This is a genomic window from Kribbella sp. NPDC026596 (assembly GCF_040638415.1).
Lineage (GTDB): Bacteria > Actinomycetota > Actinomycetes > Propionibacteriales > Kribbellaceae > Kribbella.
Genome location: NZ_JBEZYF010000023.1, coordinates 21,656 through 45,568 on the forward strand (window position 1 = coordinate 21,656; position 23,913 = coordinate 45,568).

Sequence of the window (23,913 nt, forward strand, 5' to 3'; positions counted from 1 at the left end):
TGAGCCGCCCGTGCGGCCCCGGTCACTCGGCGTCTGGTAGCCCGGCTCCGATCGGCTCGCCGCCGTCCTCAGCGAGGGCGGCGGCGACCAGCTGGGCGTTCGCGGCGAACTCGGCGTCCGGCACCTTCGGCAACATGTCGTCCCAGGCCGCGATCATCGCGCCGCGCATCTGCATCATCCCGAGCGGGCGCGCCAGGAACCACAGATGAAAGTGCTCGCTCCCGTCACCCCATCGGTTGAAGTGCGTTCGCCCCACACTGTCGATGCGCCGGATCGCGTTCGCCACCCGCTGGATCATCGGCCCGAGCGTCGCAGTCAGCTCGGCCGGCAGGTTGTCCAGCCGGTAATGCTCCCGCGGCTCGAGCACCGCCACGAACGGCAGGCCACTGGCCTCGAACCCGGCCTTGAGGTGCCACTGCTCGTCCCGCCAGATCACGAACCCCTCCGGATCCGCGCACTTCACGCATTGCCGGCCACCGTCCTCACCCGCTCGCGGCGGCTCCGGCAGGACAGGATCCGCGAGGCGAACCACCTCGACGTCTCCCTCGAACGGGAAGAACGGCGTGCCCAGTAAGGGCTCGGCTGACATGCGTTCGCCGTACGGAAGCCTGCGGTGGTACTCGGACGGAAGCTCGGTCATGCCCACATTCTGGGTCAGGCGGGGTCCTTGGCGGCGGCTATCACCCGGGTCAGTCGCTCGTGCAGCTGCATCAGCTCGTCGATGTCCATGCCGAGGCGGTCAACGATGGCCGGCGGCACCTTCAGGGCCTCCTTGCGGAGCGCCCGTCCTTTGTCGGTGAGCGCGACCGCGAGGGAGCGCTCGTCCCTGGCGTCGCGGTCGCGGCGGAGCAGGCCTGCGGTCTCGAGTCGTTTGAGCAAGGGGGACAGGGTCGCCGGCTCGAGCTGGAGCATGCCGGACAGGTCCTTGACCGAGACCGGCTCGAACTCCCAGAGCGCCAGCATGACCAGGTACTGCGGGTGGGTCAGCCCCATCGGCTCGAGGACCGGCCGGTACAGCGCGATGACGGTGCGCGAGGCGATCGCCAGGGCGAAGCAGACCTGGTGTTCGAGCGCCAGCGGGTTGTCGTCGGTCTGTCTCATTTTCGCTGCGGCCACACAGTGAGTGTACCAATCATGCGTAGGCTAATAGTTAGTACACTAACTAATGAGGAGGAACGATGGCGCGAGAGCACGTGCTGGTCGACGGCGACTGGCTCGAGAAGCAGCTGGACGACCCCGCCGTGGTGGTCTTCGAGGTGGACGAGAACAGCCAGGCGCACGCCGATCGGCACATCCCGGGCGCGCTCGCCCTCGACTGGCGGACCGATCTGCAGGACCCGATCCGCCGTGACCTGATCGGCCAGGACGCGTTCGAGCAGTTGCTGACCAAGCACCAGGTCACGCCGGACGACACGGTGATCTTGTACGGCGGGGACAACAACTGGTTCGCGGCGTACGCCTATTGGTACTTCCCTCTACGGTCATCGTGACGTGCGCCTGCTCGACGGTGGGACGAAGCGCTGGGAGCTCGACGGGCGGGTGCTGACCGATGCGCCGACCGTGCGCGAGCGCTCTCCACGCCCGGCGTCGTACCAGGCCCAGCCCGCGGACGGGAGCCTGCGCGCCTACCGGGACGACGTCGTGGCCGCCATCGGACGGGACAGCATCCTCGATGTCCGCTCGCCTGCGGAGTTCACCGGCGAGATCCTTGCCCCGGCGCACTTTCCCCAGGAGCAGCCGCAGGTCCCGGGCCACGTTCCCGGAGCGGTGAACGTGCCGTGGTCGCAGGCCGTGGCTGACGACGGCACCTTCCTCACCGACGAACGGCTGCGCGCGCTGTACGCCGGCGCCGGACTCTCACTGGGATCGGGCAGTGAGTCCGCCCCGGACATCGTCGTCTACTGCCGGATCGGCGAGCGCAGCGCGCACAGCTGGTTCGTCCTGCACGAGCTCCTGGACCAGCCGTCGGTCAAGAACTACGACGGTTCCTGGGTCGAGTACGGCTCACTCATCGGAGTACCGGTCGAGGTCTGATCCCGGACGGGCGTTGCAGCCAGCTGCAACGCCCGTGCAACGGGGCCACGGATCATCTGAGCACGACCCCTCATTCCGGGAGATCAGATGAGCATCATCACCGAAGGACGCTGGACCCCCGACGTCGTGACCGCCTTGTGCCAGCAGCTCTACGCACTCGCGCGGCGCGAGGAGGAGGCGGCGGCGAGCCTGGCCGCGCGGACGCCGTACTGGGCGCCGTCCCCGCCGTCGGTCGAGGCGCACCGGACGGCGGCCCGCCTCCTGCGGGCCGATGCCGATCGCCTCGAGTTCGAGTCCCGTCCCTGGGGTGTCCCGATCTGAGGAGGTGAGTCCCATGCTGGTCGAAAGTTCCGCGGTGGATCGGGTGGTGCTCGCCTGCGCGTCGGCGAAGTGTGACGGCCGGCAGGGCGAGCACGACTCCGAGACGGTGGCGTACTGGGAGACGCCCGACTCCGGCACGCTCGTCACCCAGACGTCCTGCCTGCGGTGCAAGCTGGAGACAATTCTGCGGCGATGGGTCGGACCGGCCCGTCCGCCCTCCCATGACTGCGGTTACTACACCGACGCTTCCGGGTCCTGCTCGTACTGCACCTGCTGATGACGTGGCCGAGCCTGGCCGCGCTCCGGGACAGCATGCTGACGGGCGATCGGACCTCGGTCGCAGTGGTCGACGAGTGTCTCGCCCGGATTGATGGCTCTCAGTTGGGGGCTGTACTGGCACTCAACGCGCACGCCAGAGTTGATGCCGCCGCAGCCGATCACCACTTCCAGCGAACCGGTGAGCTCCTCGGCCCGTTGCATGGGATCCCGATCCTGGTGAAGGACGTGTTCGAGACGCGCGGGATCCCGACGAGCTTCGGCTGTCGGGCGTTCCGCGACTACTTTCCCGAGGCAGACGCAGAGGCCGTACGGCGGTTGCGCGCGGCCGGAGCCATCATCCTCGGCAAGACCGCGACCCCGGACTTCGCGATGTCCTGGTTGTCGGACTCGTCCATGGGAAGGACGGTCAACAGCCGGTCGGCGGCGCATGAGGCCGGAGGTTCGAGCAGCGGTTCGGCGGTCGCCATTGCGGCTGGGCTCGTCCCGGTGGCGCTCGGGTCCGACACCGGAGGGTCTGTCCGGGTGCCGGCGTCCTTCAACGGCGTGGTCGGGATGCGTCCGACGACCGGCCTCCTGCCGACGCAGGGGTTGGCAACGCTGGTGGCAGTGCAGGACACTCCGGGTCCGCTGACCACCTGCGTCGACGACGCAGCACTTCTGCTGGACGTGCTGGCAGGTCGGTTGCTGCGGGCAAATGAGCAGCAGACCTACCGGCTCGGGCTCCTCGCACTGCCAGACGGCCCGGGGGAGTGGGACGGCTCGGAGCAGGTCTCCGCCGTGGTGGACAAAGCCTTCGGCAGGCTCGGTGTTCGGGTGGATGAGCTCGAGTTGCCAGGACTTCCAGGGCTGCTTCGCGACAGTTCGCCGTACCTGGTGGTGGCGCGGGACGATGTCGATGGCTTCCTGCGCTCGAGAGGTGGCCGATCCTTCATCGAGCTGTATGACGACGGCGTCTTTCCCGATGCGCTGGATCTTGCCGAGTTGCTCGCGAGTCGATCGTCGGCCGGTGGTCGTGCGCAGCTGTACGCCGCACGGCACCGACTGCGTGACGCGGTCGTGGGCGCGATGACCGATCGGGGCCTCGACGCGCTCGTGTATCCGACGGTGAGTGTGCCGGCTCCGCGGCTCGACCGGGATCGCGAAAAGCTGCCGAGCAGGCGGTTGCCCGTCAACACGTTGATCGCTTCCCAGGCGGATCTGCCGGCGCTGAGCTTACCCGCGGGCAGGACTGACGAAGGGTTGCCGGTCGGCCTCGAGTTGCTGGGCTTGCGGGACGCGGCGCTGCTGAACCTGGGACGCCTGGTCGAGCGTGCCTTAGAGACCTAGGTGACGTTCGACCTCCGCCCACGAATCAGCGTCGGCGGCGAGTGGTTGGTCGTGGTCGCGGGCGTGCCAGGCGGTCGACACGACCGCCTGGAGGAGCCGGTGCCGAGTGACGGTACGGCGTACCGACACCACGCCCTCCGGCGAGATCGTGACGGCGTCGTCGGGTTCGGGGCGTCGGCGAAGGCCAGGTTGGAGCAACCCTGACAGGTCGAACGCGAAGTACGTCGGGCGCGCGTCGTCCTCGGCGAACGCCAGGTCCCGCAGGCTGCTCGCGCCGCCCAGGACGAACATGGAGTCGACGCCGGCCGAGCGGGCGCCGACGATATCCGTGTCGAGGCGATCGCCGACCATGATCGTGTCGGAGGGGTCGCAGCCGAGCCGGGAGCAGGCGAGGTCGAACAGCGCCGTACCCGGTTTGCCTGTCACATAAGGGGAAACCGGCGTCGTGGCCCGGACCGCCCCGACGAACGCGCCGTTGCCCGGCGCCAGACCGCGTGCGGTCGGTATCGTCGCGTCCAGGTTCGTCGCCACCCACAGCGCACCCGCCTGGGCGAGGTAGCCGACCTCGGCCAGGTCGCGCCAGGTCACCTCCAGCCCCGCTCCTTGGACCACCGCTTCGACGGGCTGTCCATCGGCTAGCTCATCGACGCGCACGGGCTTCAGGCCGACCTCGCCGAGGGCCTCGGTCACCCCCGATCCACCCACCGCCAGGACTCGTGCGCCCGGCCCGAGCCGGTCGGTCAGGTACGCCGCGGCCGCTTGTGCACTCGTGACGACGGACCAGCCCTCGTCACTGAGGCCCAGCTCGCGCAGATGTGTCGCCGCCGCAGCAGGCGGCCGGGATGCGTTGTTGGTCGCGAACACCACTGGCACTTGGTCGGCAATCATCGAGTTCAGACTCGGGACCGCGCCCGGCACCGCGTGAGGGCCGCGATAGACCACACCGTCGAGGTCACAGATCACCCCGCGGTAGCTTGCAAGAACCGTCACGAACGCGCCCCGCCGGCGGCCAGCGCCGCGGCCACGGATCCGCTGGCACGCCGGCAGTTCTGCAGCAGGATGCGTCCACTCTCGGCGGCGTCCTCCGTGCGTACCCAGGCCTCGGCGGCCGAGGCGACCAGCGGACGTGAGAAGCCGTAGGTTACCCGCCACGAATGGCCCGGGTCCGAAGCGATGGCCTCCAGATGTGAGCAGGCTTGATCCAGAGGTTGCCCACCGGAGAGCAGCAGTACGCCGGGAGTCTGAGCCGGAATGCCCTTGTCCAGCAGAGCCGTGGTCAGGCGAGCGACCTGCTGGGAGTCCGCGGGCACCGGGTTCGTAAGGCCGGGCACGACCATGTTGATCCGCACCAGCAGATGGCGGGGATCGACGCCGGCCCGGTCGAGCTCGGTGCGCAGGGCGAGCAATGCGTTGGTCGTGACGGCCTGGGTGATGGTGATGCTGGAGGCGCCGAGCTCCGGCATGGCGATCGTCAGGATGGGGAGGATCCCAGCGGCCTGTGCTGCCGCGGCACCGCGGGCGAGAGTCTCCGCACTGATGTGAACAGAGCCCAGCGGAACGTCAAGCGGGGAAAGGTTCTCGCGCCACTCGACGAACGACGCGCCGCGCCCGGCGAGGTGTCCCAGCGGGATCTCCTGCGTCGTCATGCGGACGCCGATCAACGGTCGCAGCCCGTTGGGACGCAGCGCAGCGAACGCTTCGGGCGTGAGGAGCACAGCGGAGACGTAGTCGCTCAGGCCTTCCGTGCGCAGCACGGACTCGGTGAACCGGTGGGCACGGTCGGTGCCGACGAGCGCCTCGGCGTACTCGTCGACGACCAGCAGTCCTTTGGGTGGCGCCAGGATCGCGGCGGCGGTCTCGTCCATCGTGCGCATGTCGGCCTCCTGCAAGGAATGTTTCGTCGAAGCTAAGGTCCACCACCTGGCGGCGGATTCACCCTTGGGGCTGAGTGGACGGGTGATTCCGGCGGACGGCTACCACCCCCGCGGTCACCCCTCGGGTGGATGCCTCCCGGCGCCCGCGCTGGTGTGCTCGGAGCAGCCAACACCCCTGCCGCGAGGAGTGCCCATGCTCACCGAACGCCTGACGCTGTCCCAGTTCCTGACCGAGGACCGTCGTCGCCGCCCTGGTTCGAGCGAGGAGACCGACGCGTTGATCGCCGACGTCGCGCTGGCCTGCAAGGCGATCTCGAAGCGGATCGCGTCCGGCGCGCTGTCCGGCGTACTCGGTGCCGCCGGGGCCACGAACGTGCAGGGCGAGCAGCAGCAGAAGCTCGACGTACTGGCCAACGAGATCTTTCTTCGGACCACCGAGTGGGGTGGGGTGCTGGCGGGCATGGCGTCGGAGGAACTGGAGGCGCCGTACCAGATCCCGGCCCGCCATCCGCGGGGCAACTGCCTGCTCGTGTTCGACCCGCTCGACGGTTCGTCCAACATCGACGTCAACGTGTCGGTCGGGAGCATCTTCTCGATCCTGCGCGCCCCGGTCACCGGTCCCGACGTCCAGGTCGGCGACTTCCTCCAGCCCGGAACGGAACAGGTTGCCGGCGGCTACGCGATCTACGGCCCGTCGACGCTGCTCGTACTCACGGTCGGCACCGGAGTGCACGCGTTCACGCTGGACCCCGACCTGGGCGAGTTCTTCCTGACCAGGCAGGACATCAAGGTGCCGGAGGCAACGGCCGAGTTCGCGGTCAACACCTCGAACCGCCGGTTCTGGGAGCCGGCCGTACAGCGCTACGTCGAGGAGTGCCTGGCCGGTACGACGGGTCCGCGGGAGAAGGACTTCAACATGCGCTGGGTCGCGTCCCTGGTGGCCGAGACGCACCGGATCCTGACCCGTGGTGGTGTGTTCCTGTACCCGCGTGACTCCAAGGATCCCGCGCAGGAAGGCCGGCTCCGGCTGCTCTACGAGGCCAACCCGATCGCGTTCCTGATCGAGCAGGCCGGCGGTCGCGCGACGACCGGACGGGAGCGTGTGCTCGAGGTCAAGCCGTCGCAGTTGCACCAGCGGATCGGGTTCGTCTTCGGCTCCCGCGAAGAGGTCGAGCGGATCGAGCGGTACCACGCCGAGTCCGCCGGCGACCCCGAGGACCAGAGCAACCCGCTGTACGGATTCCGCGGCCTGTACCGCGCGAGCGCCTGAGGAGTGGATCGATGTCAGCCAAGCACCCCGTCGTCGCGATCACCGGTTCGTCCGGGGCCGGCACTACCTCGGTGATGCGCACGTTCGAGCAGATCTTCCGGCGCGAGCAGGTGAACGCCGCCTTCGTCGAGGGCGACAGCTTCCACCGCTACGACCGGATGGGAATGAAGGACGAGATGACCCGGGCGCTCGCCGAGGGGGATCACACCTTCAGCCACTTCGGCCCCGACGCCAACCTGTTCGAGGAGCTCGAGGCGTTGTTCCGTGAGTACGGCGAAGCCGGCGGTGGCCGCGTCCGCAAGTATCTCCACGACGACCAGGAGGCGGCGCCGTACGCGCAGGAGCCCGGAACGTTCACGCCCTGGGCAGATCTCCCGGGCGACACGGACCTGTTGTTCTACGAGGGTCTGCACGGTGCGGTCGTCACCGAGAAGGTCGACGTCGCCCAGCACGCCGACCTGCTGATCGGCGTCGTGCCGGTGATCAACCTGGAGTGGACGCAGAAGCTGCACCGGGACAAGGCCAAGCGCGGCTACTCCACCGAGGCGGTGACGGAGACGATCCTTCGCCGGATGCACGACTACGTGAACTACATGTGCCCGCAGTTCTCTCGTACGGACGTCAACTTCCAGCGCGTGCCCGTGGTCGACACGTCCAACCCGTTCATCGCGCGGACGATCCCGGCACCGGACGAGTCGATGCTGGTGATCCGGTTCAAGGATCCGCGCGGGATCGACTTCCCTTACCTGCTGTCGATGCTGCACGACTCGTTCATGTCGCGCCCGAACACCATCGTCTGCCCCGGCGGAAAGATGGATCTGGCCATGCAGCTGATCTTCACACCGATGCTGTGGCGGCTGCTCGAGCGCCGCGACAAGACCCGCTGACATCCACCGTTCCCCTCAGGAGGTTCCGTTTTCATGACTGTTCGTGTCGGTATCAACGGCTTCGGCCGGATCGGCCGCAACTTCTTCCGTGCTGTCCGCGCCTCCGGGGCCGACATCGAGGTCGTCGCCGTCAACGACCTGACTGACCGGTCCACGCTGGCGCACCTACTGAAGTACGACTCGATCCTCGGCCGGCTGGACGCGGACGTCCGCGCGGACGGCGACGCGATCGTCGTCGGCGACGCCTCGATCGTCGCGCTGGCCGAGCGTGATCCCGGCAAACTCCCGTGGAAGGACCTCGGGGTCGACCTGGTGGTCGAGTCGACCGGCTTCTTCACCGACGCGAACCTGGCCCGCGCCCATGTCGACAGCGGCGGTGCCCGGAAGGTGATCATCTCCGCGCCGGCCTCCAACAACGACATCACGATCGTCATGGGCGTGAACCACGACGAGTACGACGCTGCGGCGCACACCGTGATCTCGAACGCCTCCTGCACCACCAACTGCCTCGCGCCGATGGCCAAGGCGTTGCACGAGGGGCTAGGCATCGTCAGAGGCCTGATGACCACGATCCACGCCTACACCGCGGACCAGAACCTGCAGGACAATATCCACAAGGATCTCCGCCGGGCCCGGGCCGCCGCGATCAACGTCGTACCGACCTCGACCGGGGCCGCGAAGGCGATCGGGCTGGTGCTGCCCGAGCTGAAGGGCAAGCTGGACGGCTACGCGCTCCGGGTCCCCGTTCCGACCGGCTCGGCGACGGATCTGACCTTCGAAGCGGCGCGTGAGACTTCCGTCGAAGAGGTCAACGAGATCGTGCAGGCGGCGGCCGAGGGAGACCTGAAGGGCTACCTGCGCTACTCGACCGATCCGATCGTCTCCACCGACATCGTCACCGACCCGGCGTCCTGCATCTTCGACGGTCCGCTCACGAAGGTGATCGGCAACCAGGTCAAGGTCGTCGGCTGGTACGACAATGAGTGGGGCTACTCGAACCGCCTGGCCGACCTCGTGTCCCACGTCGGCGCGAGCCTCTGAGCCGATGGCAACCATCGACGACCTCAGCCGCGAGCTGGGCGGACTTCGCGGCCGCCGTGTTCTGGTCCGGTCCGACCTGAACGTCCCGGTGGACGGCGGCACGATCATCGACGACGGCCGCATCCGGGCCGGCGTACCGACGATTCGGCAGCTCGCCGACCAAGGCACCCGAGTCGTGGTGACCGCGCATCTGGGCCGCCCGGACGGATCGCCCGACCTTGACTACTCCTTGGCGCCGGTGGCCGAGCGGCTCGGTGAGCTGCTCGGCGCGGAGGTGGCGTTCGCGACCGACAGTCTCGGCGAGAGCGCGCAGGCAACGGTCGACTCGCTCCAAGATGGTCGAGTCGCGCTGTTGGAGAACGTCCGCTTCAACGCCGGTGAGACCAGCAAGGACGCTGCTGTGCGCGGCGAGGTAGCCGACCGCTTGGCCACGTTGGCCGAGGCTTTCGTCAGTGACGGCTTCGGCGTGGTTCATCGCAAGCAGGCGTCGGTGTACGACGTTGCGCAGCGGTTGCCTGCCGCCATGGGGCAACTCGTCGCCACCGAGATCGGCGTACTCGAACGGCTCACGCAGGCACCGGAACGCCCGTACGTCGTCGTGCTGGGCGGAGCGAAGGTCTCGGACAAGCTCGGCGTGATCGACAACCTGCTGGGTAAGGCCGACAAGCTGGTCATCGGTGGCGGCATGGCCTACACCTTTCTGGCCGCCCAGGGGTACGAGGTCGGCAACAGCCTGCTCGAGAAGGACCAGCTCCCCACCTGCCGCGGCTACCTCAACCGCGCGGCGGACCAGGGTGTCGAGTTCTTGCTGCCGACGGACGTGGTGATCACGGACCGATTCGCCGCGGACGCTGTGGCCGAGGTCGTGCGTGCTGACCAGATCCCGGCCGACCGGATGGGGCTGGACATCGGTCCCGAGTCGGCGCAGCGGTTCGCCGCCGTGCTCAGCGATGCCCGGACGGTCTTCTGGAACGGCCCGATGGGTGTCTTCGAGTTCGAGGCGTTCGCCTCCGGGACCCGAGCTGTCGCCCAGGCGCTGACTGAGCTCGACGGGTTGTCAGTGGTCGGTGGTGGCGACTCGGCGGCCGCCGTACGGCTGCTGGGCTTCGACGAGACGGCCTTCGGGCACATCTCGACCGGGGGAGGCGCCTCGCTGGAGTACCTGGAGGGCAAGACTCTCCCCGGCATCGACGTACTCGATGCCGGGGAGGAGACGTTCGGTCAGCGGCTGCTCAAGACCCGGTGAGTGCGGTTGTAGGCGGTGTGGTTCGCGCGGGCCAGCAGGGTGCCGGTCACCAGGCCCAAGGTCGTCCACAGGAGGGCCAGCGTGCCGAATGACTTGACCCGGAACTCCCAGACCAGGCCGGCACCGACATCGGCGGGAATCGCGTCGGGACTGGCCGGGAGGCCGGCGAACAGGATGACGCAGCCGGCGGCCAGCACACCGACGACGCTCCAGGTGACGCGGGTGGACGACCATCCGCGTCGCCTGGCCGTACGGACGACAACGACAACCGCTGTGACGGTCAAGGCCGCGATGGCGATTGCGCACGCGTAGAGCAGCGTGCGCTGGGTGACCGTGTCCGGATCGCCGACCGCGGGCGGGTTGGCCGGATACTTGAGGCCGGGTGCGAGGGCGAAGATCGCGAAGCCCCCGCCGGCCACGACCAGGGCGCTCGCCAGCTCGCTCAGGTTCGACGAACGCCGGAAGCGGGTCAGGGCGACGGCGTAGAGCAGAGAGAGCAGGAGCGCCGCGACGATGACCGCCACGGCACCGCCGACCTGCTGCATGCCACGCGAGACGAGTTCGGCGTCGTGACCTGACTCGCCATGCGTGTGCTCCATGGCGGTGCGGCTGTCCTCGACCGCCAGCGCGAGCCGGATGGTCGGTTCGACGACCACGACGCTGAAGGTCGCGGCGACGGCGCCGGCGGCGAGTCCGCCGGCGAGTGCGGCACGGAGTGTTGACGGCCAGAGGTTCATCTCATCGTCCTAGTGGCAGGGCACGCCGAGAATGTGGCGGCCGTCGTGGGTGAACTCGTGGACGTACGGCGCCAGGGTCGACAGCACCGCGCCGTTGTCCTGGAGCATGAGGTACAGAGCGATCAACGACAGTACGGCGATGAGGTAGGCCCAGACCGGGATGCGTTCGGCGGCGGCCACTTTGCTCGACATTGGTCAGCTCTCCTTAGCTTTTGATGACAGTGCTCGTCGGTAGACCTCGAGGTGTTGCTCGGCAGTGGCCGACCACGGGTACCTCGCGGCGACCGCGGGCCCGCGCTGGGCGAGCCGCTCGCGGGTGGTCTTGTCGTCGACCAGGCGCGCGAGGCCCTGCGCAAGGGACGCGGCGTCACCCGCGCCGGTCATCAGCGCGTCCTGCTCGTCGGTCAGGAACTCGTGGAAGACGTCGATGTCGGAGGTGACAACCGGCAGTCCGGCCGCCATCGCCTCGAGGACCACGAGGCCCCAGCCTTCCTTCATCGACGGGAACGCGAAGCCGTCGGCGGCACCGAACCACTCCGGCAGCTCCTCATCCGAGACGGTGCCGAGCAGTACGACGTCCGTACCGAGCCGGAGCCCGCTCGACTCGAGTGAGCTGAGCACGTTCTCGCGGTACGCCCGGTAGTCCTGGAAGGAATGACCGCCGATGATCGCGAGCAGCGGCGGGTTCGGGTGCGTCGCCTTCAATCGGGCCAGTGCCTCGACGAGATAGGCGGTGCCCTTGCGCGGCTCGATGCCGCCCACGGTCAGGAAGACGAAACGGTCACCGGCGTTGATCTGCTCGCGCAACTCCTTGCGGCGCAGCTCAGTAACCCCGGCGCCGAACCGGTCGGTGCGGACGCCGTTGGTCACGATGCCGGCGTGGACCCCGTAGTCCTGCAGCAGTTTCTCCTGCCAGAGCCGGCTGACCACGAGGACGTCGTCCGGCTCCAGGATCGCGTTGCGCTGGCAGTCCATCAGGGCTTGCGTGGTGAAGTCGTCGACGTGGTGAACCGTGCGGATCAGGCGGAACGGCGTACCCGCGTCCCGGACCCGGGCGGCGGCCCGGGCCGAGATGCAGTCCTGGCTGTGCACGATGTCGAACCCGTCGCCGATCTCGGTGAGGTAGCCGGTCAGCGTGTCGATCGACTGGAACACGCGCTCCTCGAGCGTCGGCGCGGGCGGCGGTGCGTCGACCAGCCGCACGGGTACGTCGACCTCGCGGAAGAAGCCCTTGCCTTGGTCGGACAACGCCACCACGGTGACGTCGACCCCAGCAGCCTGCAGTGCCTCAGCAAGCTCGAGGGTGTGGACGACGCCACCGCGTGGCTTGACCGAGTACGTCGTGAGCGCGAGACGCAGGCGATCCTCCACGGCCATCGCCTACAGCTCCGCCGCGACCAGAGCGGGATCCCGCAGTGCGATCGCCGAGGCAGCCAGGGCGGCCCGGGCCGCCGTTTCGGTGACGATGCAGCCCGCGCGGCGCAGGGTCTCCTGCTGGGCCGCGAAGCCCTGCGGGTCGAGCTCGGTGCCGAGTACGTACGCCACGACGATCGCGCCGGAGCCCGTCACCTTCTCGATCGCGGGTGCGAGCATGCCGGCCGGATCGGTGTGAGCGCCGTCGCCGATCACGACGTCGAGGAGCACCGCGGCGACACGATCGTCGTCGACCTGCCGCTCGAGGAACTCGATGCGGGCCTGCGGATCGATCATCGGATGCGGCCGGCCCACGGTGTACTCCTCCTCGCCGAGGTCGAGGAACAGATGCGAATCGGGCTTGGCCGAGTCGACCGTGAGCGACTTGTCCAGTGGGACGTTCGAGTGGATCGGTCCGAGGTGATCGGTGGCGATCGTGAGCGCCTCGTAGCAGAGCGTTCCGCCGCTGTAGAGACCGACGACCTTGCGTCGCGTCGGTGACAACCCGGTGATCAGGCCGGCCACGTCTTCCGCCAGTCCCTGCACCACGTCCGGGGCCGAGCCGCCGACCTTCGCGAGCGTCTCGGCGGCGCCGCGTTCGAGGGTGTTGACCACCGTCACGTGGTCCGCGGTGGCGAGGCTGTCGCGCAGACCCATGAGCGCGGCGACCGTGGGCTTGGACGGCACCTTCAGCAGCCGTTCGGCCACCTCGCGCGACGGCGGCTTCGACACCAGCAGGATCGCCTCGGTCCGCTCGTCCGCGTCCAGCGCGCGGAGCGCCGACTCGGCCATCAGGCCACCGACCTCGGGGGACAGGTCGCGGCCGCCCACGCCGATGACGTGCGAGACCCCGACTCCCCAGCGGTCCAGGAGGCTCATCACTTCTTGCGCACCGGTTCCGGCGGCGGCGACGATGCCGACCGGTCCGGCGTTGACCCGGTTGGCGAATCCGAGGCCGGCTCCGGCGATCATCGCCGTACCGGCGCCCGGGCCCATCACCAGGCGGCCGAGGTCCCGGGCCCGTTCCTTGAGCTCGATCTCGTCCGCGAGCGGGACGTTGTCGCTGAACAGCAGGACGTTCAGGCCCGCGGTCAGTGCCTTGTGCGTCTCCAAGGCGGCGTACGAGCCCGGCACCGAGATGATGGCGACGTTCGCGTCCGGCCGTTCGGCCAGGGCCTCAGCCAGATCGGTGGCGTTCGGTACGGCGCCGTCGTCCTCCTGCACGTTGGCCGCGAAGAGCGCCGCCTCGGCGGTCTCGAGTGCTGCCGCCGCCGCGTCGTCGTCCTCGGCCTGCACGGCCAGGACGAGGTCGTTCGCGGCCGCGTCGTCCACGTCGCCGGCGATGCCCTGTTCCGCGAGCGTCTCGAGGTTGGCGGGGGTGGCCATCAGGGCCCAGCCCCAGGACACTCCGGGCGATCCCAGGATCGCGCGGGTGGCCTCGAGGAGGCGGACGCTGTCCTTGTAGGAGTTCTTGCGTACGGCGACGCGGGTGCTCATCCGACCAGCTCCTTGGTGGTGGCAGGGGTGGGGACGTCCTCGGTCAGGATCCGAGTGCCACGCGCTCCCTCCACGACCCCGTGGGGTTCGTCGAGGGTCGCGTAGACGAGTTCAGGCGTGGTGATGGCCGCGAACCGCGGCTGTTCGGCCGGCGACGAGCCCTCGACGAACTTGATCGCGGCGCTCATCTTCGGGCCCATGCTGCCGGGCGGGAACTGGCCGTCGGCCAGATGCCGGCGGGCCTCGGTCACGGTCAGCTCGTGGACGGACCGCTCCTGCGGCGTACCGAAGTCGAGCTTGACCGACGGGACGCCGGTGACCATGACGAGGGCGGTCGCGTGCGCCGCGGCCGCGATCCGTTCCGCGGCGAAGTCCTTGTCGATGACGGCGTCCACACCGCGGTAGGCGCCGTTCTCCTCGATCACCGGGATCCCGCCGCCGCCCGCGGCGACGACGATGTGACCCGACTGCGTGAGCGTCGCGACGGCGTTCGCCTCGAGGATCGACTGCGGGCTGGGGGAGGGGACGACCCGGCGGAAGCCGCGACCCGCGTCCGGGATCATCGTCCAGCCGCGAGTGGTGGCGAACCGCTGCGCCTCGTCCTGGCTGAAGAACGGCCCGATCGGCTTGGTGGGGTTGGTGAAGGCGGGGTCGTCGCGGTCGACCAGGATGTGGGTCACGACGGACACCACACCGGAGATCTCGCGGCCGCAGACCTCGTGCAGCGCCAGGCAGATCAGGCTGCCCAGCGCACCCTGGGTCATCGCCCCGAGAGAGTACAGCGGCAGCGCCGGCACCAGCCGGGCGCCCTCTTCGTGCTGGATCGCGAGGTTCCCGACCTGCGGGCCGTTCCCGTGCACGATGATGATCTGCCAGCCCTTGCGCAACAGCGACCGGACCGACTTGGCCATCGCCAGAGCGTTCGAGTACTGCTCCTCGAGGGTGCCCCGCTGGTCCTCGCGGGTGAGGGCGTTTCCGCCGAGGGCAATGACGGCGATATCGCTCATTCCGGCTCCAACTCGTCCGTGCACGTCAGTCGTGCGTCCGCCTGATCGGATGCCACAACATAGCAGATGGACGTGTCGTATAGTAGATATCGAGTGGACCGACCAGGGAGCTGCGCCATGACCGACGAGATGACCGCCCGTGCCCTCCGATCGTCCTGGCGGGCGTCGGAGCAGTCGCTGTACTCCATCGGTGGCGGCGACGTGGAGCGCTATCAACGCGCCATCAGGCTGGTTCGCGCGGTCGCCGACGACCTGCTGGACATCAAGTCGACCGATGCCCTGGTCGATCGCTGGCCGGAGGCCGGCGGGATCGTCGCCGCCGCGGCGGAGCGCACGGGTCTGACGCTCGGCTCACTGCCCGTGGATCAGGTCGCGGGAGCCGCCTTCGCGCTCCGCCAGGTCGCTTTGCAGGCCGAGGAAACCCGGCGGGCCCGGTCCGAGCTGATCGCCGCGGCCAGGGCGGAGGGGGCCGACTGGGTGGTCCTGCATGAGACCGGTGATCCGCTGGCCGGATTCGCGGATCCCTACGGCTCCACCCGGATGCACCTCGAGTCCGGTCTCGCGATCGTCGCGGCGGTTCAGCCGGATCTCACCACGGGTGCCGCGGTCCACACGCTGACCGTTGTCCGGCTCGACCTGCGCACCGGCGACCTGGTGGACGACGACCCGGGGGTCGCCGACCTCGCGTACTCCGACAGTGCGTCGTTCCGCAGTGGGCAGGCCGCCCTGCGGGAGGTCGTGGAGGAGCTCGCGGCGACGGACCGTATCGGATGATAGACGGATTTATCCGTCAGGAGATAAGGTGGCGCAATGACCCAGACCGCACAGACCCGCACCCCCATCGCCACGGTCGACGACGGTAGTCGGCTGAGTGACCTGATTCTCGAGCTCCAGGAGAAGGGCCTCGCGGTCAAGGGTCCGCTGGAGCGCCGGCCGGGCGGTGCCGGTCCGTCGGACGCGGGCATGATCTGGGTCGAGGGGACACCCGTCACCGTTCCGGTCGACGCCGCGTACGTCGCGAGTACGCCGTACTCCCTGGAGTCGGAGGACTCCGGCCACGGGATCTACCGGGACGGGGTGCGCCTGGCGTCCGCGACGCCGGCCGGGCGGCCGCGCTTCTACGACCTGGAGACCGCTGACGGTACGCCGTACTGGAAGCTGGCCCTGATGCACCTGGACTCGCTGGCGAGCACCGTGCTGCAGACCTGTGCGTACTGGGGCACCGACGACCAGTGCAAGTTCTGTGGCATCGGTGTCTCCCTCGCGTCGGGCAACACGGTCAAGGTGAAGCGGCCCGAGCAGCTCGCCGAGGTGGCGGTCGCCGCGCGCGACCTCGATGGAGCCGTGGACATCACCCTCACCACCGGTTCGACCTGGGGGAAGGACCGCGGCGCGTACTACGTGAGCAAGTGCGGTCACGCGATGAAGGAGGCCTCCGGGCTGCCGGTGGAGGTTCAGTTCGAGCCGCCCACCGATCTGGCCGTCATCGACAAGGTGCACAGCCTGGGCATCGACTCCCTCGGCATCCACGTCGAGTCGTTCGATCCCCAGGTGCTCGCCCACGTCGCGCCGCCGAAGGCCCGGACCGGGATCGAGCGCTACTTCGAGACCTGGGAGTACGCCGTCGAGCGGTTCGGCGAGGGGCAGGTGTCGACGTACGTCATCCTCGGCATGGGTGAGGATCCACAGCTCACTATCGAAGGCTGCAAGCGGGCGATCGACATCGGCGTCTACCCGTTCATCGTTCCGCTCCGCCCGGTGCCCGGGAGCCTGATGGGCGATTCCGTCCCGCCGAGCCGGGCCTACACCGAGAGCATCGCGCGGCAGGTGGCGCCTGAGCTGGTGAAGCGGGGACTGACCGCCGATAAGGTGTCGGCGGGCTGCGCACGTTGTCAGGCCTGTTCGGCGCTGGGCTCGCTGGAACGGACCATTCAGCTGGGTATGCCCAGCCTCCCGGTGCGAAGTGCATCATGACCGAGATCGGTGTTTGGCAAGCGCTCGAACGTGATCTCGCCAAGCACTACGCGATCCGGCAGCGGGTCTTCGTGCTCGAGCAGCGGATCATGGAGTTCACCGATCTCGATCCGCACGACCGGGACGCGAACACGATCCATGTGCTGGCCGCGCAGGGGTCCTGCGCGGCGGGCACGGTGCGGTTGTATCCGCTCGACGGAGAGCTCTGGCAGGGCGACCGTCTCGCCGTCCTGCCCTCGCATCGATCGTCGATGGTCGGCGCCGAGCTCGTCCGCTTCGCGGTCGCGACGGCCGGCTCACTGGGTGGCGCGCAGATGCTGGCGCAGATCCAGTTGCCCAACGTGCGCTTCTTCGAGCGTCTCGGCTGGACGCGTGCGGGCGCGGTCGCGCCGTACTGCGGCCTGGACCATCAGCCGATGGTGTTCGACCTGACCCAGGCGCCGGCCAAGACCTGGCCCGGCCGACCGGCCGAGCTCCTGCTCGAACCGCTCGTGGAAGTGCAGGACCTGCGGGCCGGCTGACTCAGCTCCAGAGGCCGGTGATCGTCTCGGTCGCCAGATCCATCAGGACCGCTTCGTCAGCGCCGTGACCGATGACCAGCCTGCTGTCTGAGGTCACTTGGCCGACTTCCGCGCAGGCCAGGCCGTGCCGCTCGAACACCGCCGCACAATCCGCCGTGCGATCGGCCGGGGTGGTCAACCAGAACGCGTACGTCGGAAACGCCACCAGCCACCGCAGTGGGTCCGTGTCCACCGGGGTCGGCATCAGACCGAGGTCGATCCGCGCACCATGGCGGGTGAACTCCAGCAGCATGGCCAGCGAACCGAGCGCGCCGGCCATCGACACGTCCTTGGCGGCGAAGGCCAACCCGTCGTCGGCGACCTCGGCGAGCAGCCGGACATCGCGAGCCAAGGTCGCCGACTGCTCCGAGATCGACGTGAAGAACGGGAAGTCCGGGCGCATCGAGCCATTCAGGCAAGCGACGAACATGACTGCCTGACCGGGCCGGACGTGCGCCATCGACAACGGCGTACGAACCTGTCCGAGCGCGAACGCCGACAGCGAGGTGTCCGCGTCGGCCCGGGTCAGGTGGCCGCCGACGATCGGCACATCGTACATCTTCGCGGCGTCGGCCATCCCGCGGAGAACCTCGGTCAGGTCGGCGTCGCGGCCGACCACGGTGTTCACGATCGCGCGCGGGACACCGCCCATCGCGGCGACATCGTTGACGTTGGCAAGCACACTGGCGATGCCCGCGCCGTACGGATCGTTCTGTACGAACGAAGGCGCGATCGCCTCGCCACACACCACGGCCCGCGCACCGTCCAGCTCCACGACGGCGCCGTCGTCACCGGGGCCGTGCAGGGGATCGCTGGCGTCGACGAAGCCGGCCACCTGGGCGATCGCGCCCTTCCCGGACACCCCCGCGTGCCGGCGGACGACCGCCACCACCTCGTCCACGGAGAGGGCCGACTGGATGCTGGTGCGGGATGGACCGGTCATGCTTCGTATCGTATAGTAGATGCTCATATCGGTCGAGAGATATCCGCTCCGGCTGTCCCCCGCGAAAGGTCCCCGTGATGAGTGAAGCTCCCGTCGTCGACCTGCCGGCCGCCGTTGACGTGGTCAACATCGGGCTCCCCCTGTTCGAAAGCGCGTTGCGCGACCAGGGCCGGCCGGTCATCGGTGTGGACTGGCGGATCCCGGGCGGCGGTGACGCTCGTACCGTGGCTGCGCTGGCCCGCGTCCTCGGACCGCAGGCCGCAAGGATCGATCAGGCCAACGCGGAGGTGATCCGCCGGCTCAACGAGGGCGTGCCTTTGCTGGTCGGCATCGACCGCGCGGGTGCCGTCATCGAGGGCATGGGTGAACGCGACATCCTGCACTGCGGCCCGGCGATCGCCTGGGCAGAGATGCCGGACCCACTCCAGCGCTCGGTGCGGGCGGCCGTGGTCGCGGAGGACTGGGCTCCTGACGTCGCCGCAGCGGGCCGGTTGGTCGAATCGGGCGAGGTGCGCCTCAAGCCGGCCAACGAACATCGGACCGTCGTTCCGATGGCGACGTCGATCGGCCCGTCGGCACCGGTGTACGTCGTCCAGAACGAGCTCGGCGGCACCACGGCGTACTCGAGCATCAACCAGGGATCCGGCGCGGTGCAGTGGTTCGGCGTCGACAGTGACGACGCGATCGCCCGGATCCGCTTCGTCCGGGACAAGCTGGGACCAGTGCTGGCCGAAGCCCTGGCGAGCCACGGACCCTTCGACGTGTTCGCACTGGCCGCGCAAGGCGTTCCGATGGGCGACGACGTGCACATGCGGGTCCAGGCGACGACGAACCTCTTCCTGCGCGACCTGCTGCCCTACCTGGTCCGCGCCACGCACCCGAACGCGGCCGAGGTGGCGACCTTCCTGAGCGGCAACCACCTGATGTTCCTCAACGTGGCCATGGCCGCGGCGAAGTCGCTGGTGGAGTGGGCCGGCGAGGTGCGCGAGTCGAGCATCGTGACCACGATGGCGCGCAACGGTACGACGTACGGCGTCCGGCTGGCCGGGGGCGGCGACGACTGGTTCCTCGCGCCCTCGCCGCCGATCCAGGATGCCTTGTACTACCCGGGTTTCGGGCCGGAGACCAGCGCACCGGACATCGGTGACAGCGCGGTGCTCGAGCTCGTCGGACTGGGCGGTCCGGCCGCGGCCAACTCGCCCGCGGTGGCCGGCTTCCTCGGTGGCCGGATGTCCGACGCGATCGCTGCCACCCGCAGCATGCAGCGGATCTGCGCGGGGGAGAGCCCGCGGTTCCGGCTGCCGATCCTGGACAACGTGGGTACGCCGGTCGGCGTCGACGTCCGCAAGGTGGTGGAGCTCGGCGTCACACCCGCGGTGAACACCGGCATCATCCACGCGACCGCCGGCACCGGCCAGGTCGGTGCGGGTGTGGCCTGGGCCCCGATCGAGTGCTTCACCGAAGCCTTGCTCGATCTCGACCGGCGTCTCGCCTGACCGCGTGACAGCGTGACAGCGCACCTCGCGCCGATCGTCGCCGGGCAGGGCGTCGCGGCTGCTCATCCCGACGGTGCCTACGGGACCGTCGTCGGGACGTTCCGGCACGGCTGCTACGTGCAGGTCCACGGCGACATGTACGCCGTCGCCGGGTCGGCCGTAGCACCCGGCCCGATCCACCTGATCGTCGAGCCGGCTCCGTCGCACGTGCCGGAAGGCCTCGCGGTGTGGCGCGACGGTGGCCGATTGCGGTCGACGGAATGGCAGATCGACCTGGCCGGCGCACCAGCCTTCGCGCCACCGATGCCCGGCCTCGCGGAGTTGCGGCACGCGAGTCCCGCGCTGCAGGCCATGCGAGATCGGTTGGCCGTCCCCGACGACCTGCGCAACTCGTGGGAACCGGTCCTGCGAGCCGTGGCCGCCGACGATCTCACGACCGCCAGGGAACTGCTCGAAGGCAGGGGCGGCGGTCTGACACCGACCGGCGACGACGTGCTCGCGGGTGTCCTGCTGGTCCACGCCTGGCGTGGTTCCGATCCGGACCAGCTGTTGCGCGTCGCGCGGACAGCGGCGACGACGAATCTGAGCCGCTCATTCCTGGCCTGGGCGGCTCGTGGTCAGAGCCTCGCGCCCGTGCACGACCTGGTGGCTCGCGCGGCGGCACACGATCAACCTGGCTTCGATCAGGCTGTTGCGACCGTGTCGTCGATCGGTGGGTCGTCGGGCGTCGCGCTGCTCTGGGGCATCGGGCTCACCGCCACCGGCTCGGTCACGACTGCGCGCGCGGCAGCCGGCCCGCCTGCGCGAAGCACGCCCTGAGCTGGCGGGGGAGCGTTGCCTCCAGGCGACGCAGTGCGTCACGTGCCTCGTCCGGTGCGCCGACCTCGCCGAGCAACAGCAGGGAGCCGGTCTCCCGGGCAAGCGCTGCGGCCTCCTCGCCACGTCCCAGCAAGTGGAAAGCCAGTGCCTGGTACTTGAGAGAGCGGGCGGCCTTCGCCGCCTCCAGCAGCGCCTCCGGATCGTCGAGACCGATCCGGCAGCGCACCTCGCGGACGCGGAGGTCCGCTCGCCACCGGAAAGGCAGCCAGTGCTCGATCAGCCGACTGGCCGTCTCCAGCCGCTCGGCGGCGCGATCGAGCTGACCGTCCAGACGCTCGCTGTCCGCGAGGGAACACAAGGCATGCAGCTCCTGCTCGATCTGCAGGCTGCCGGCCTCCACCTCACGGGACTGGCTCAGCGCCAGCTCGGACAGGTCGTGGGCCCGATTGCGCTCACCCAGCTCACGCCACACCCAGGCCAGGGTCGTGTTCGTCCGGGCCCGGTAGAACGAGACGTCGTACCGCTCGAGGATCGCGGCCTTGGTCTGCAGCACGGTCAGGGCGCCCGACAGATCGCCGGCATTGCCCCGCGCCAGCCCGGCGAAGAACAATGCCCGGAGCAACGGATGGAACGCGCCGATGCTGTTCGAGATCGAGACTGCGTCGTCGAGCACCTCGATGGCCTCGCCGTACCGGTCGGCGTGCGCGAGCAGGGCACCGAGGCAACTCGACACCGATGCCTTCACGGCACCGACCTCGTCCCCGTTCTCGTCGAGGGCACGCTCGTACGCGCGATACGCGGCGTCGAAGTCGCCGGCCCAGTGCTTGGTCCGGCCGAGGAGGTTCCAGGCGCTCGGACGCGCGCCAGGCATCCGGGAGGCTTCGTCTGCGCGTGCCACGGCTTCCTCGACATCGCGCCGGTAGTACGCCGTCCAGCCGAGCCGCTCGACCGCGGTGGCCCGGAGGGAGCGATCGCCTCGGGCCAGGGCCAGCGCCTCGGCTTCCTGATGGTCCTCGGTCGCCGCGTCGTACTCGCCAAGCTCTTCGTACGACGCGCCGCGGCCGATCAACGCAAGCCCTTCGAGCTCTGGATCATCCGCGGTGCGCGCAGTGTCCAGTGCCGAGGTGAACAGGCGGACGGCGTCGGCGTTCGCGAAGGATCGGCGCGCCAAGGTGGCCGCCTCGTACCAGGACCTCGCCGCGGCGACGGTCAGTCCGGCGCGTTGCTGATGATGGGCCCGCAGCTCGGGCCTGGCCAAGAAGATCTCCGCCAGCTGACGGTGCCGCAGTACGCGGACCGGTCCGGGCAGGTTGTCATACAGCGCCTGGCCCAGGATCGGCGGCGAGGAGACGAACAACTCGTTGCGGGAGGCAAGCAGTCCGGCCGCCAGCGCCTTCTGTAGCGTGGGCATCAGGTCGACGGCCGGGCGGCCGACGAGCTGTTCGAGGGTCTCGACGTCGAAGGCGGTGCCGATCACCGAGGCCGACTGCAGGAGTTCCTCGACGTCGCGGCAGCTGCGCCGTACCCGGTCGAGAACCATCGACCGCAGGGTGCCGGGGATGTCCGACTCGTCCTCGCCGCGGCCGAGGGCGGCGAGCACCTCGACGACGAACATCGGCTGGCCCTGCGTCAGCTCCCAGACGAAGGCGGCCTTCGGCGCGTTGCCCGCCTGCTTGGCCAGCAGGGCCACGTCGGCCTCGGTCAGCGGGCCGAGCTCGACCAGCAGACCGTTGTCCGCCAGGGCCCGCAGCTCGGAGTCCAGCCGGTCGGACGGAACGGTCGCCACGACCAGGAGCGGCACCTCGTCGATGGTGTGCAGGAGCCATTGCAGCGCTTCCACCGTGGCCGCGCCGGCGAGGTGCAGGTCGTCGAAGAACAGCAGCAGCGGCTGGTCTTCGGCCGTTGTCGCGAGCACGTGGCGCAGCGTGTTGAGGATCCGTCGATGCTCGATCTCCGGACTCGCCCGCTGGTACTCCGTCACTCCCACGACGTCACGCAGATCCGGCACCAGCTCCACCGCGGTGTCCGTCCACGAACCGACCAGGGCAGGCAGGACGTCGGGAGGGGTTGAGAGCAGAATCCGGCTGAGCACCGTCACAAGTGGCTGGAGCGGCGACGACCGCTCGCCCTCGAAGCAGTCGACCCGGATCGCGCGGGCGCCGCTGCGATCCGCGTAGTCGTCCAGCTCCTGGGCCAGCGAGGAGCATCCGGAGCCGGGACTGCCGGTGACCAGGATCGCCCCGGCCTGACCGGCGGCCGCGGCATGCCAGCGGTCGACCATCTCGGCGTACTCGTCCTGCCGACCGATCAACGTCGAGGAGCCGGCAACAGCGCCCGGGCGCGGGGCGCGCACCGGTCCAGGGTCGGCGCCACTCACGATCGCGCTGAACAGGGCGTCGGTCTCCGGGCTGGGCTCGACCTCCAGTTCCTTGCGCAGTTCGAGGCGGAGTTCGTCGTACGTACGCAGTGCCGAAGCGCGATCGCCGAGCTGCCACTGGGCATTCATCAGCGCGCGACCGGCCTGCTCGTCGTGGTGGGAGTGGGACAGCACCGACTCGGCCTGGTTCGCGATCTCGCTCCACATGCCGAGCTGGGCCTGGGCTTCCCAGCTGGCACGGTTCAGTCGCCGGGTCAGTGCGTCGACGTGTCGCTGCTGGTCCTCGGCCCAGCTTCGTTGGGCGACCGCCGGCGGAAGCTCGGGGTGACCGCGGGTGAGCAGTCCGAAGGCACGTCGCGCCGCGGTGACTGTCACGGCCGGGCTCAGCGCAGCGCGCGCGTGGGCCGACTTGGTCAGCTCCTCCAGCAGGGCCAGGTCACTGGTCCAGGCCCGGCCGCAGTTGAAGCGGTAGCCGGTGGACGAGTGTCCGGTGATGACATCCGGTCCGATCGCGCGGCGCACTCTGCTGACCAGCGACGCGATCACCCGGTCGGCGGTGAGCGGAGCGTCGTCATCCCAAAGGGCGTCCACCAGGGCGTCGATATCCACCACTGCACCGCCCGCGGCCACCAGCCGGCGCAGCAGAATCCCGGCCCGGCCCGCGGGGACGGGGCCGAGCGTGCGCCCGTCGGCGTCGGTGACCTCCAACGGGCCGAGCACGAAGACGGTCGAGGGCGCCGTCGAGCTGGACATCGGTGACGCTCCTCTCACAGGTCCGCCGGCATTTCCTATGATATAAATACATCACTGAT

23 protein-coding genes and 1 pseudogene are annotated in these 23,913 nt (G+C 69.3%); 13 read left to right on the forward strand and 11 right to left on the reverse strand.

All coding sequences use genetic code 11. The annotated features are described in order from the left end of the window. Positions 1 to 22: 22 nt before the first annotated feature. Together AB0E63_RS20430 and AB0E63_RS20435 are read right to left on the reverse strand one after the other, a co-directional pair. Positions 23 to 640, reverse strand: coding sequence for a hypothetical protein (locus AB0E63_RS20430; protein WP_360368173.1), 618 nt, complete (start codon positions 638 to 640; stop codon positions 23 to 25). 14 nt (positions 641 to 654) lie between these two features. Further along, a complete protein-coding gene (locus tag AB0E63_RS20435) occupies positions 655 to 1,116 on the reverse strand; it encodes a MarR family transcriptional regulator (protein ID WP_360368176.1) in 462 nt (153 codons plus the stop codon). A 62-nt stretch (positions 1,117 to 1,178) separates the two neighbouring features. On the opposite strand from AB0E63_RS20435, the pseudogene AB0E63_RS20440 reads away from it, so the two are divergent. The 4 genes and pseudogenes from AB0E63_RS20440 (at position 1,179) to AB0E63_RS20455 (ending at position 3,960) form a co-directional block, all read left to right on the forward strand. Further along, positions 1,179 to 2,034 (forward strand): annotated as a pseudogene (locus AB0E63_RS20440) (sulfurtransferase). An 87-nt stretch (positions 2,035 to 2,121) separates the two neighbouring features. Beyond that, positions 2,122 to 2,355 carry a hypothetical protein gene (locus tag AB0E63_RS20445; protein WP_360368178.1) on the forward strand — a complete coding sequence of 78 codons (234 nt, stop codon included), beginning with the start codon at positions 2,122 to 2,124 and terminating at the stop codon, positions 2,353 to 2,355. A gap of 13 nt (positions 2,356 to 2,368) precedes the next feature. Continuing rightward, positions 2,369 to 2,632 (forward strand): hypothetical protein, encoded by a 264-nt coding sequence (locus AB0E63_RS20450; RefSeq protein ID WP_360368181.1) that lies wholly within the window; start codon positions 2,369 to 2,371, stop codon positions 2,630 to 2,632. Continuing rightward, complete coding sequence (locus tag AB0E63_RS20455; RefSeq protein WP_360368184.1) at positions 2,632 to 3,960, forward strand: amidase; 1,329 nt, start codon at positions 2,632 to 2,634, stop codon at positions 3,958 to 3,960. Before AB0E63_RS20450 ends, AB0E63_RS20455 begins: the two co-directional genes overlap by 1 nt. Here the strand turns inward: AB0E63_RS20455 and AB0E63_RS20460 are convergent. After that, positions 3,949 to 4,950 carry an HAD-IIA family hydrolase gene (locus AB0E63_RS20460; protein WP_360368187.1) on the reverse strand — a complete coding sequence of 334 codons (1,002 nt, stop codon included), beginning with the start codon at positions 4,948 to 4,950 and terminating at the stop codon, positions 3,949 to 3,951. The two genes, AB0E63_RS20455 and AB0E63_RS20460, sit on opposite strands and share 12 nt — an antisense overlap. Beyond that, a complete protein-coding gene (locus AB0E63_RS20465; protein WP_360368192.1) occupies positions 4,947 to 5,834 on the reverse strand; it encodes a class I fructose-bisphosphate aldolase in 888 nt (295 codons plus the stop codon). The genes AB0E63_RS20460 and AB0E63_RS20465 overlap by 4 nt, the downstream gene beginning before the upstream one ends. A 193-nt stretch (positions 5,835 to 6,027) precedes the next feature. Between AB0E63_RS20465 and AB0E63_RS20470 the strand changes: the two genes are divergently transcribed. Genes AB0E63_RS20470 through AB0E63_RS20485 form a run of 4 tightly spaced genes read left to right on the forward strand, consistent with a single transcriptional unit; the run spans position 6,028 to position 10,278 of the window. Beyond that, a complete protein-coding gene (locus AB0E63_RS20470; RefSeq protein ID WP_360368195.1) occupies positions 6,028 to 7,104 on the forward strand; it encodes a class 1 fructose-bisphosphatase in 1,077 nt (358 codons plus the stop codon). A gap of 11 nt (positions 7,105 to 7,115) precedes the next feature. Then, positions 7,116 to 7,991, forward strand: a complete 876-nt coding sequence (locus tag AB0E63_RS20475) for a phosphoribulokinase (protein ID WP_360368197.1) — start codon at positions 7,116 to 7,118, stop codon at positions 7,989 to 7,991. 33 nt (positions 7,992 to 8,024) lie between these two features. Continuing rightward, positions 8,025 to 9,032, forward strand: a complete 1,008-nt coding sequence (gene gap, locus AB0E63_RS20480; RefSeq protein WP_360368200.1) for a type I glyceraldehyde-3-phosphate dehydrogenase — start codon at positions 8,025 to 8,027, stop codon at positions 9,030 to 9,032. A 4-nt stretch (positions 9,033 to 9,036) separates the two neighbouring features. Beyond that, positions 9,037 to 10,278, forward strand: a complete 1,242-nt coding sequence (locus tag AB0E63_RS20485) for a phosphoglycerate kinase (protein WP_360368203.1) — start codon at positions 9,037 to 9,039, stop codon at positions 10,276 to 10,278. Here the strand turns inward: AB0E63_RS20485 and AB0E63_RS20490 are convergent. From AB0E63_RS20490 to AB0E63_RS20510, 5 genes are read right to left on the reverse strand one after another with little or no spacing between them, the layout of a single operon-like run. Next, complete coding sequence (locus tag AB0E63_RS20490; RefSeq protein ID WP_360368206.1) at positions 10,254 to 11,015, reverse strand: CbtA family protein; 762 nt, start codon at positions 11,013 to 11,015, stop codon at positions 10,254 to 10,256. The two genes, AB0E63_RS20485 and AB0E63_RS20490, sit on opposite strands and share 25 nt — an antisense overlap. A 9-nt stretch (positions 11,016 to 11,024) precedes the next feature. Next, positions 11,025 to 11,207, reverse strand: a complete 183-nt coding sequence (locus AB0E63_RS20495) for a CbtB-domain containing protein (RefSeq protein ID WP_360368209.1) — start codon at positions 11,205 to 11,207, stop codon at positions 11,025 to 11,027. A 3-nt stretch (positions 11,208 to 11,210) separates the two neighbouring features. Next, on the reverse strand, positions 11,211 to 12,392 hold the full coding sequence (locus AB0E63_RS20500) for an MSMEG_0565 family glycosyltransferase (protein WP_360368212.1): 1,182 nt from the start codon (positions 12,390 to 12,392) through the stop codon (positions 11,211 to 11,213). A gap of 3 nt (positions 12,393 to 12,395) precedes the next feature. Then, positions 12,396 to 13,925, reverse strand: coding sequence for a hypothetical protein (locus AB0E63_RS20505; protein WP_360368215.1), 1,530 nt, complete (start codon positions 13,923 to 13,925; stop codon positions 12,396 to 12,398). Beyond that, positions 13,922 to 14,932, reverse strand: coding sequence for a carbamate kinase (locus AB0E63_RS20510; protein ID WP_360368218.1), 1,011 nt, complete (start codon positions 14,930 to 14,932; stop codon positions 13,922 to 13,924). The genes AB0E63_RS20505 and AB0E63_RS20510 overlap by 4 nt, the downstream gene beginning before the upstream one ends. Positions 14,933 to 15,049: 117 nt before the next feature. On the opposite strand from AB0E63_RS20510, the gene AB0E63_RS20515 reads away from it, so the two are divergent. From AB0E63_RS20515 to AB0E63_RS20525, 3 genes are read left to right on the forward strand one after another with little or no spacing between them, the layout of a single operon-like run. Beyond that, positions 15,050 to 15,706, forward strand: coding sequence for a hypothetical protein (locus tag AB0E63_RS20515; protein WP_360368221.1), 657 nt, complete (start codon positions 15,050 to 15,052; stop codon positions 15,704 to 15,706). 36 nt (positions 15,707 to 15,742) lie between these two features. Next, positions 15,743 to 16,906, forward strand: coding sequence for an MSMEG_0568 family radical SAM protein (locus AB0E63_RS20520; protein ID WP_360368224.1), 1,164 nt, complete (start codon positions 15,743 to 15,745; stop codon positions 16,904 to 16,906). After that, positions 16,903 to 17,427 (forward strand): MSMEG_0567/Sll0786 family nitrogen starvation N-acetyltransferase, encoded by a 525-nt coding sequence (locus tag AB0E63_RS20525; protein WP_360368227.1) that lies wholly within the window; start codon positions 16,903 to 16,905, stop codon positions 17,425 to 17,427. The genes AB0E63_RS20520 and AB0E63_RS20525 overlap by 4 nt, the downstream gene beginning before the upstream one ends. A gap of 1 nt (position 17,428) precedes the next feature. On the opposite strand, the gene AB0E63_RS20530 is transcribed toward AB0E63_RS20525, so the two are convergent. Further along, positions 17,429 to 18,409 carry an AIR synthase related protein gene (locus tag AB0E63_RS20530; RefSeq protein ID WP_360368230.1) on the reverse strand — a complete coding sequence of 327 codons (981 nt, stop codon included), beginning with the start codon at positions 18,407 to 18,409 and terminating at the stop codon, positions 17,429 to 17,431. A gap of 77 nt (positions 18,410 to 18,486) precedes the next feature. Between AB0E63_RS20530 and AB0E63_RS20535 the strand changes: the two genes are divergently transcribed. Next, positions 18,487 to 19,905 carry a DUF1116 domain-containing protein gene (locus AB0E63_RS20535; RefSeq protein ID WP_360368233.1) on the forward strand — a complete coding sequence of 473 codons (1,419 nt, stop codon included), beginning with the start codon at positions 18,487 to 18,489 and terminating at the stop codon, positions 19,903 to 19,905. Between the two features lie 12 nt (positions 19,906 to 19,917). After that, on the forward strand, positions 19,918 to 20,724 hold the full coding sequence (locus tag AB0E63_RS20540) for a DUF2877 domain-containing protein (RefSeq protein ID WP_360368236.1): 807 nt from the start codon (positions 19,918 to 19,920) through the stop codon (positions 20,722 to 20,724). Here AB0E63_RS20540 and AB0E63_RS20545 read toward each other — a convergent pair. Further along, positions 20,675 to 23,854, reverse strand: a complete 3,180-nt coding sequence (locus tag AB0E63_RS20545; protein ID WP_360368239.1) for an AAA family ATPase — start codon at positions 23,852 to 23,854, stop codon at positions 20,675 to 20,677. The two genes, AB0E63_RS20540 and AB0E63_RS20545, sit on opposite strands and share 50 nt — an antisense overlap. Positions 23,855 to 23,913 lie beyond the last annotated feature (59 nt).

Bases quoted from the DNA above. Each gene is read 5' to 3' on its own strand.
- AB0E63_RS20455 (WP_360368184.1), top strand. From the start codon at position 2,632: ATGACGTGGCCGAGCCTGGCCGCGCTCCGGGACAGCATGCTGACGGGC.
- AB0E63_RS20485 (WP_360368203.1), top strand. From the start codon at position 9,037: ATGGCAACCATCGACGACCTCAGCCGCGAGCTGGGCGGACTTCGCGGC.
- AB0E63_RS20490 (WP_360368206.1), bottom strand. From the start codon at position 11,015: ATGAACCTCTGGCCGTCAACACTCCGTGCCGCACTCGCCGGCGGACTC.
- AB0E63_RS20535 (WP_360368233.1), top strand. From the start codon at position 18,487: ATGAGTGAAGCTCCCGTCGTCGACCTGCCGGCCGCCGTTGACGTGGTC.
- AB0E63_RS20530 (WP_360368230.1), bottom strand. From the start codon at position 18,409: ATGACCGGTCCATCCCGCACCAGCATCCAGTCGGCCCTCTCCGTGGAC.
- AB0E63_RS20515 (WP_360368221.1), top strand. From the start codon at position 15,050: ATGACCGACGAGATGACCGCCCGTGCCCTCCGATCGTCCTGGCGGGCG.
- AB0E63_RS20495 (WP_360368209.1), bottom strand. From the start codon at position 11,207: ATGTCGAGCAAAGTGGCCGCCGCCGAACGCATCCCGGTCTGGGCCTAC.
- AB0E63_RS20465 (WP_360368192.1), bottom strand. From the start codon at position 5,834: ATGCGCACGATGGACGAGACCGCCGCCGCGATCCTGGCGCCACCCAAA.
- AB0E63_RS20450 (WP_360368181.1), top strand. From the start codon at position 2,369: ATGCTGGTCGAAAGTTCCGCGGTGGATCGGGTGGTGCTCGCCTGCGCG.
- AB0E63_RS20475 (WP_360368197.1), top strand. From the start codon at position 7,116: ATGTCAGCCAAGCACCCCGTCGTCGCGATCACCGGTTCGTCCGGGGCC.
- AB0E63_RS20545 (WP_360368239.1), bottom strand. From the start codon at position 23,854: ATGTCCAGCTCGACGGCGCCCTCGACCGTCTTCGTGCTCGGCCCGTTG.
- gap (WP_360368200.1), top strand. From the start codon at position 8,025: ATGACTGTTCGTGTCGGTATCAACGGCTTCGGCCGGATCGGCCGCAAC.
- AB0E63_RS20500 (WP_360368212.1), bottom strand. From the start codon at position 12,392: ATGGCCGTGGAGGATCGCCTGCGTCTCGCGCTCACGACGTACTCGGTC.
- AB0E63_RS20445 (WP_360368178.1), top strand. From the start codon at position 2,122: ATGAGCATCATCACCGAAGGACGCTGGACCCCCGACGTCGTGACCGCC.
- AB0E63_RS20510 (WP_360368218.1), bottom strand. From the start codon at position 14,932: ATGAGCGATATCGCCGTCATTGCCCTCGGCGGAAACGCCCTCACCCGC.
- AB0E63_RS20520 (WP_360368224.1), top strand. From the start codon at position 15,743: ATGACCCAGACCGCACAGACCCGCACCCCCATCGCCACGGTCGACGAC.
- AB0E63_RS20505 (WP_360368215.1), bottom strand. From the start codon at position 13,925: ATGAGCACCCGCGTCGCCGTACGCAAGAACTCCTACAAGGACAGCGTC.
- AB0E63_RS20525 (WP_360368227.1), top strand. From the start codon at position 16,903: ATGACCGAGATCGGTGTTTGGCAAGCGCTCGAACGTGATCTCGCCAAG.
- AB0E63_RS20470 (WP_360368195.1), top strand. From the start codon at position 6,028: ATGCTCACCGAACGCCTGACGCTGTCCCAGTTCCTGACCGAGGACCGT.
- AB0E63_RS20430 (WP_360368173.1), bottom strand. From the start codon at position 640: ATGACCGAGCTTCCGTCCGAGTACCACCGCAGGCTTCCGTACGGCGAA.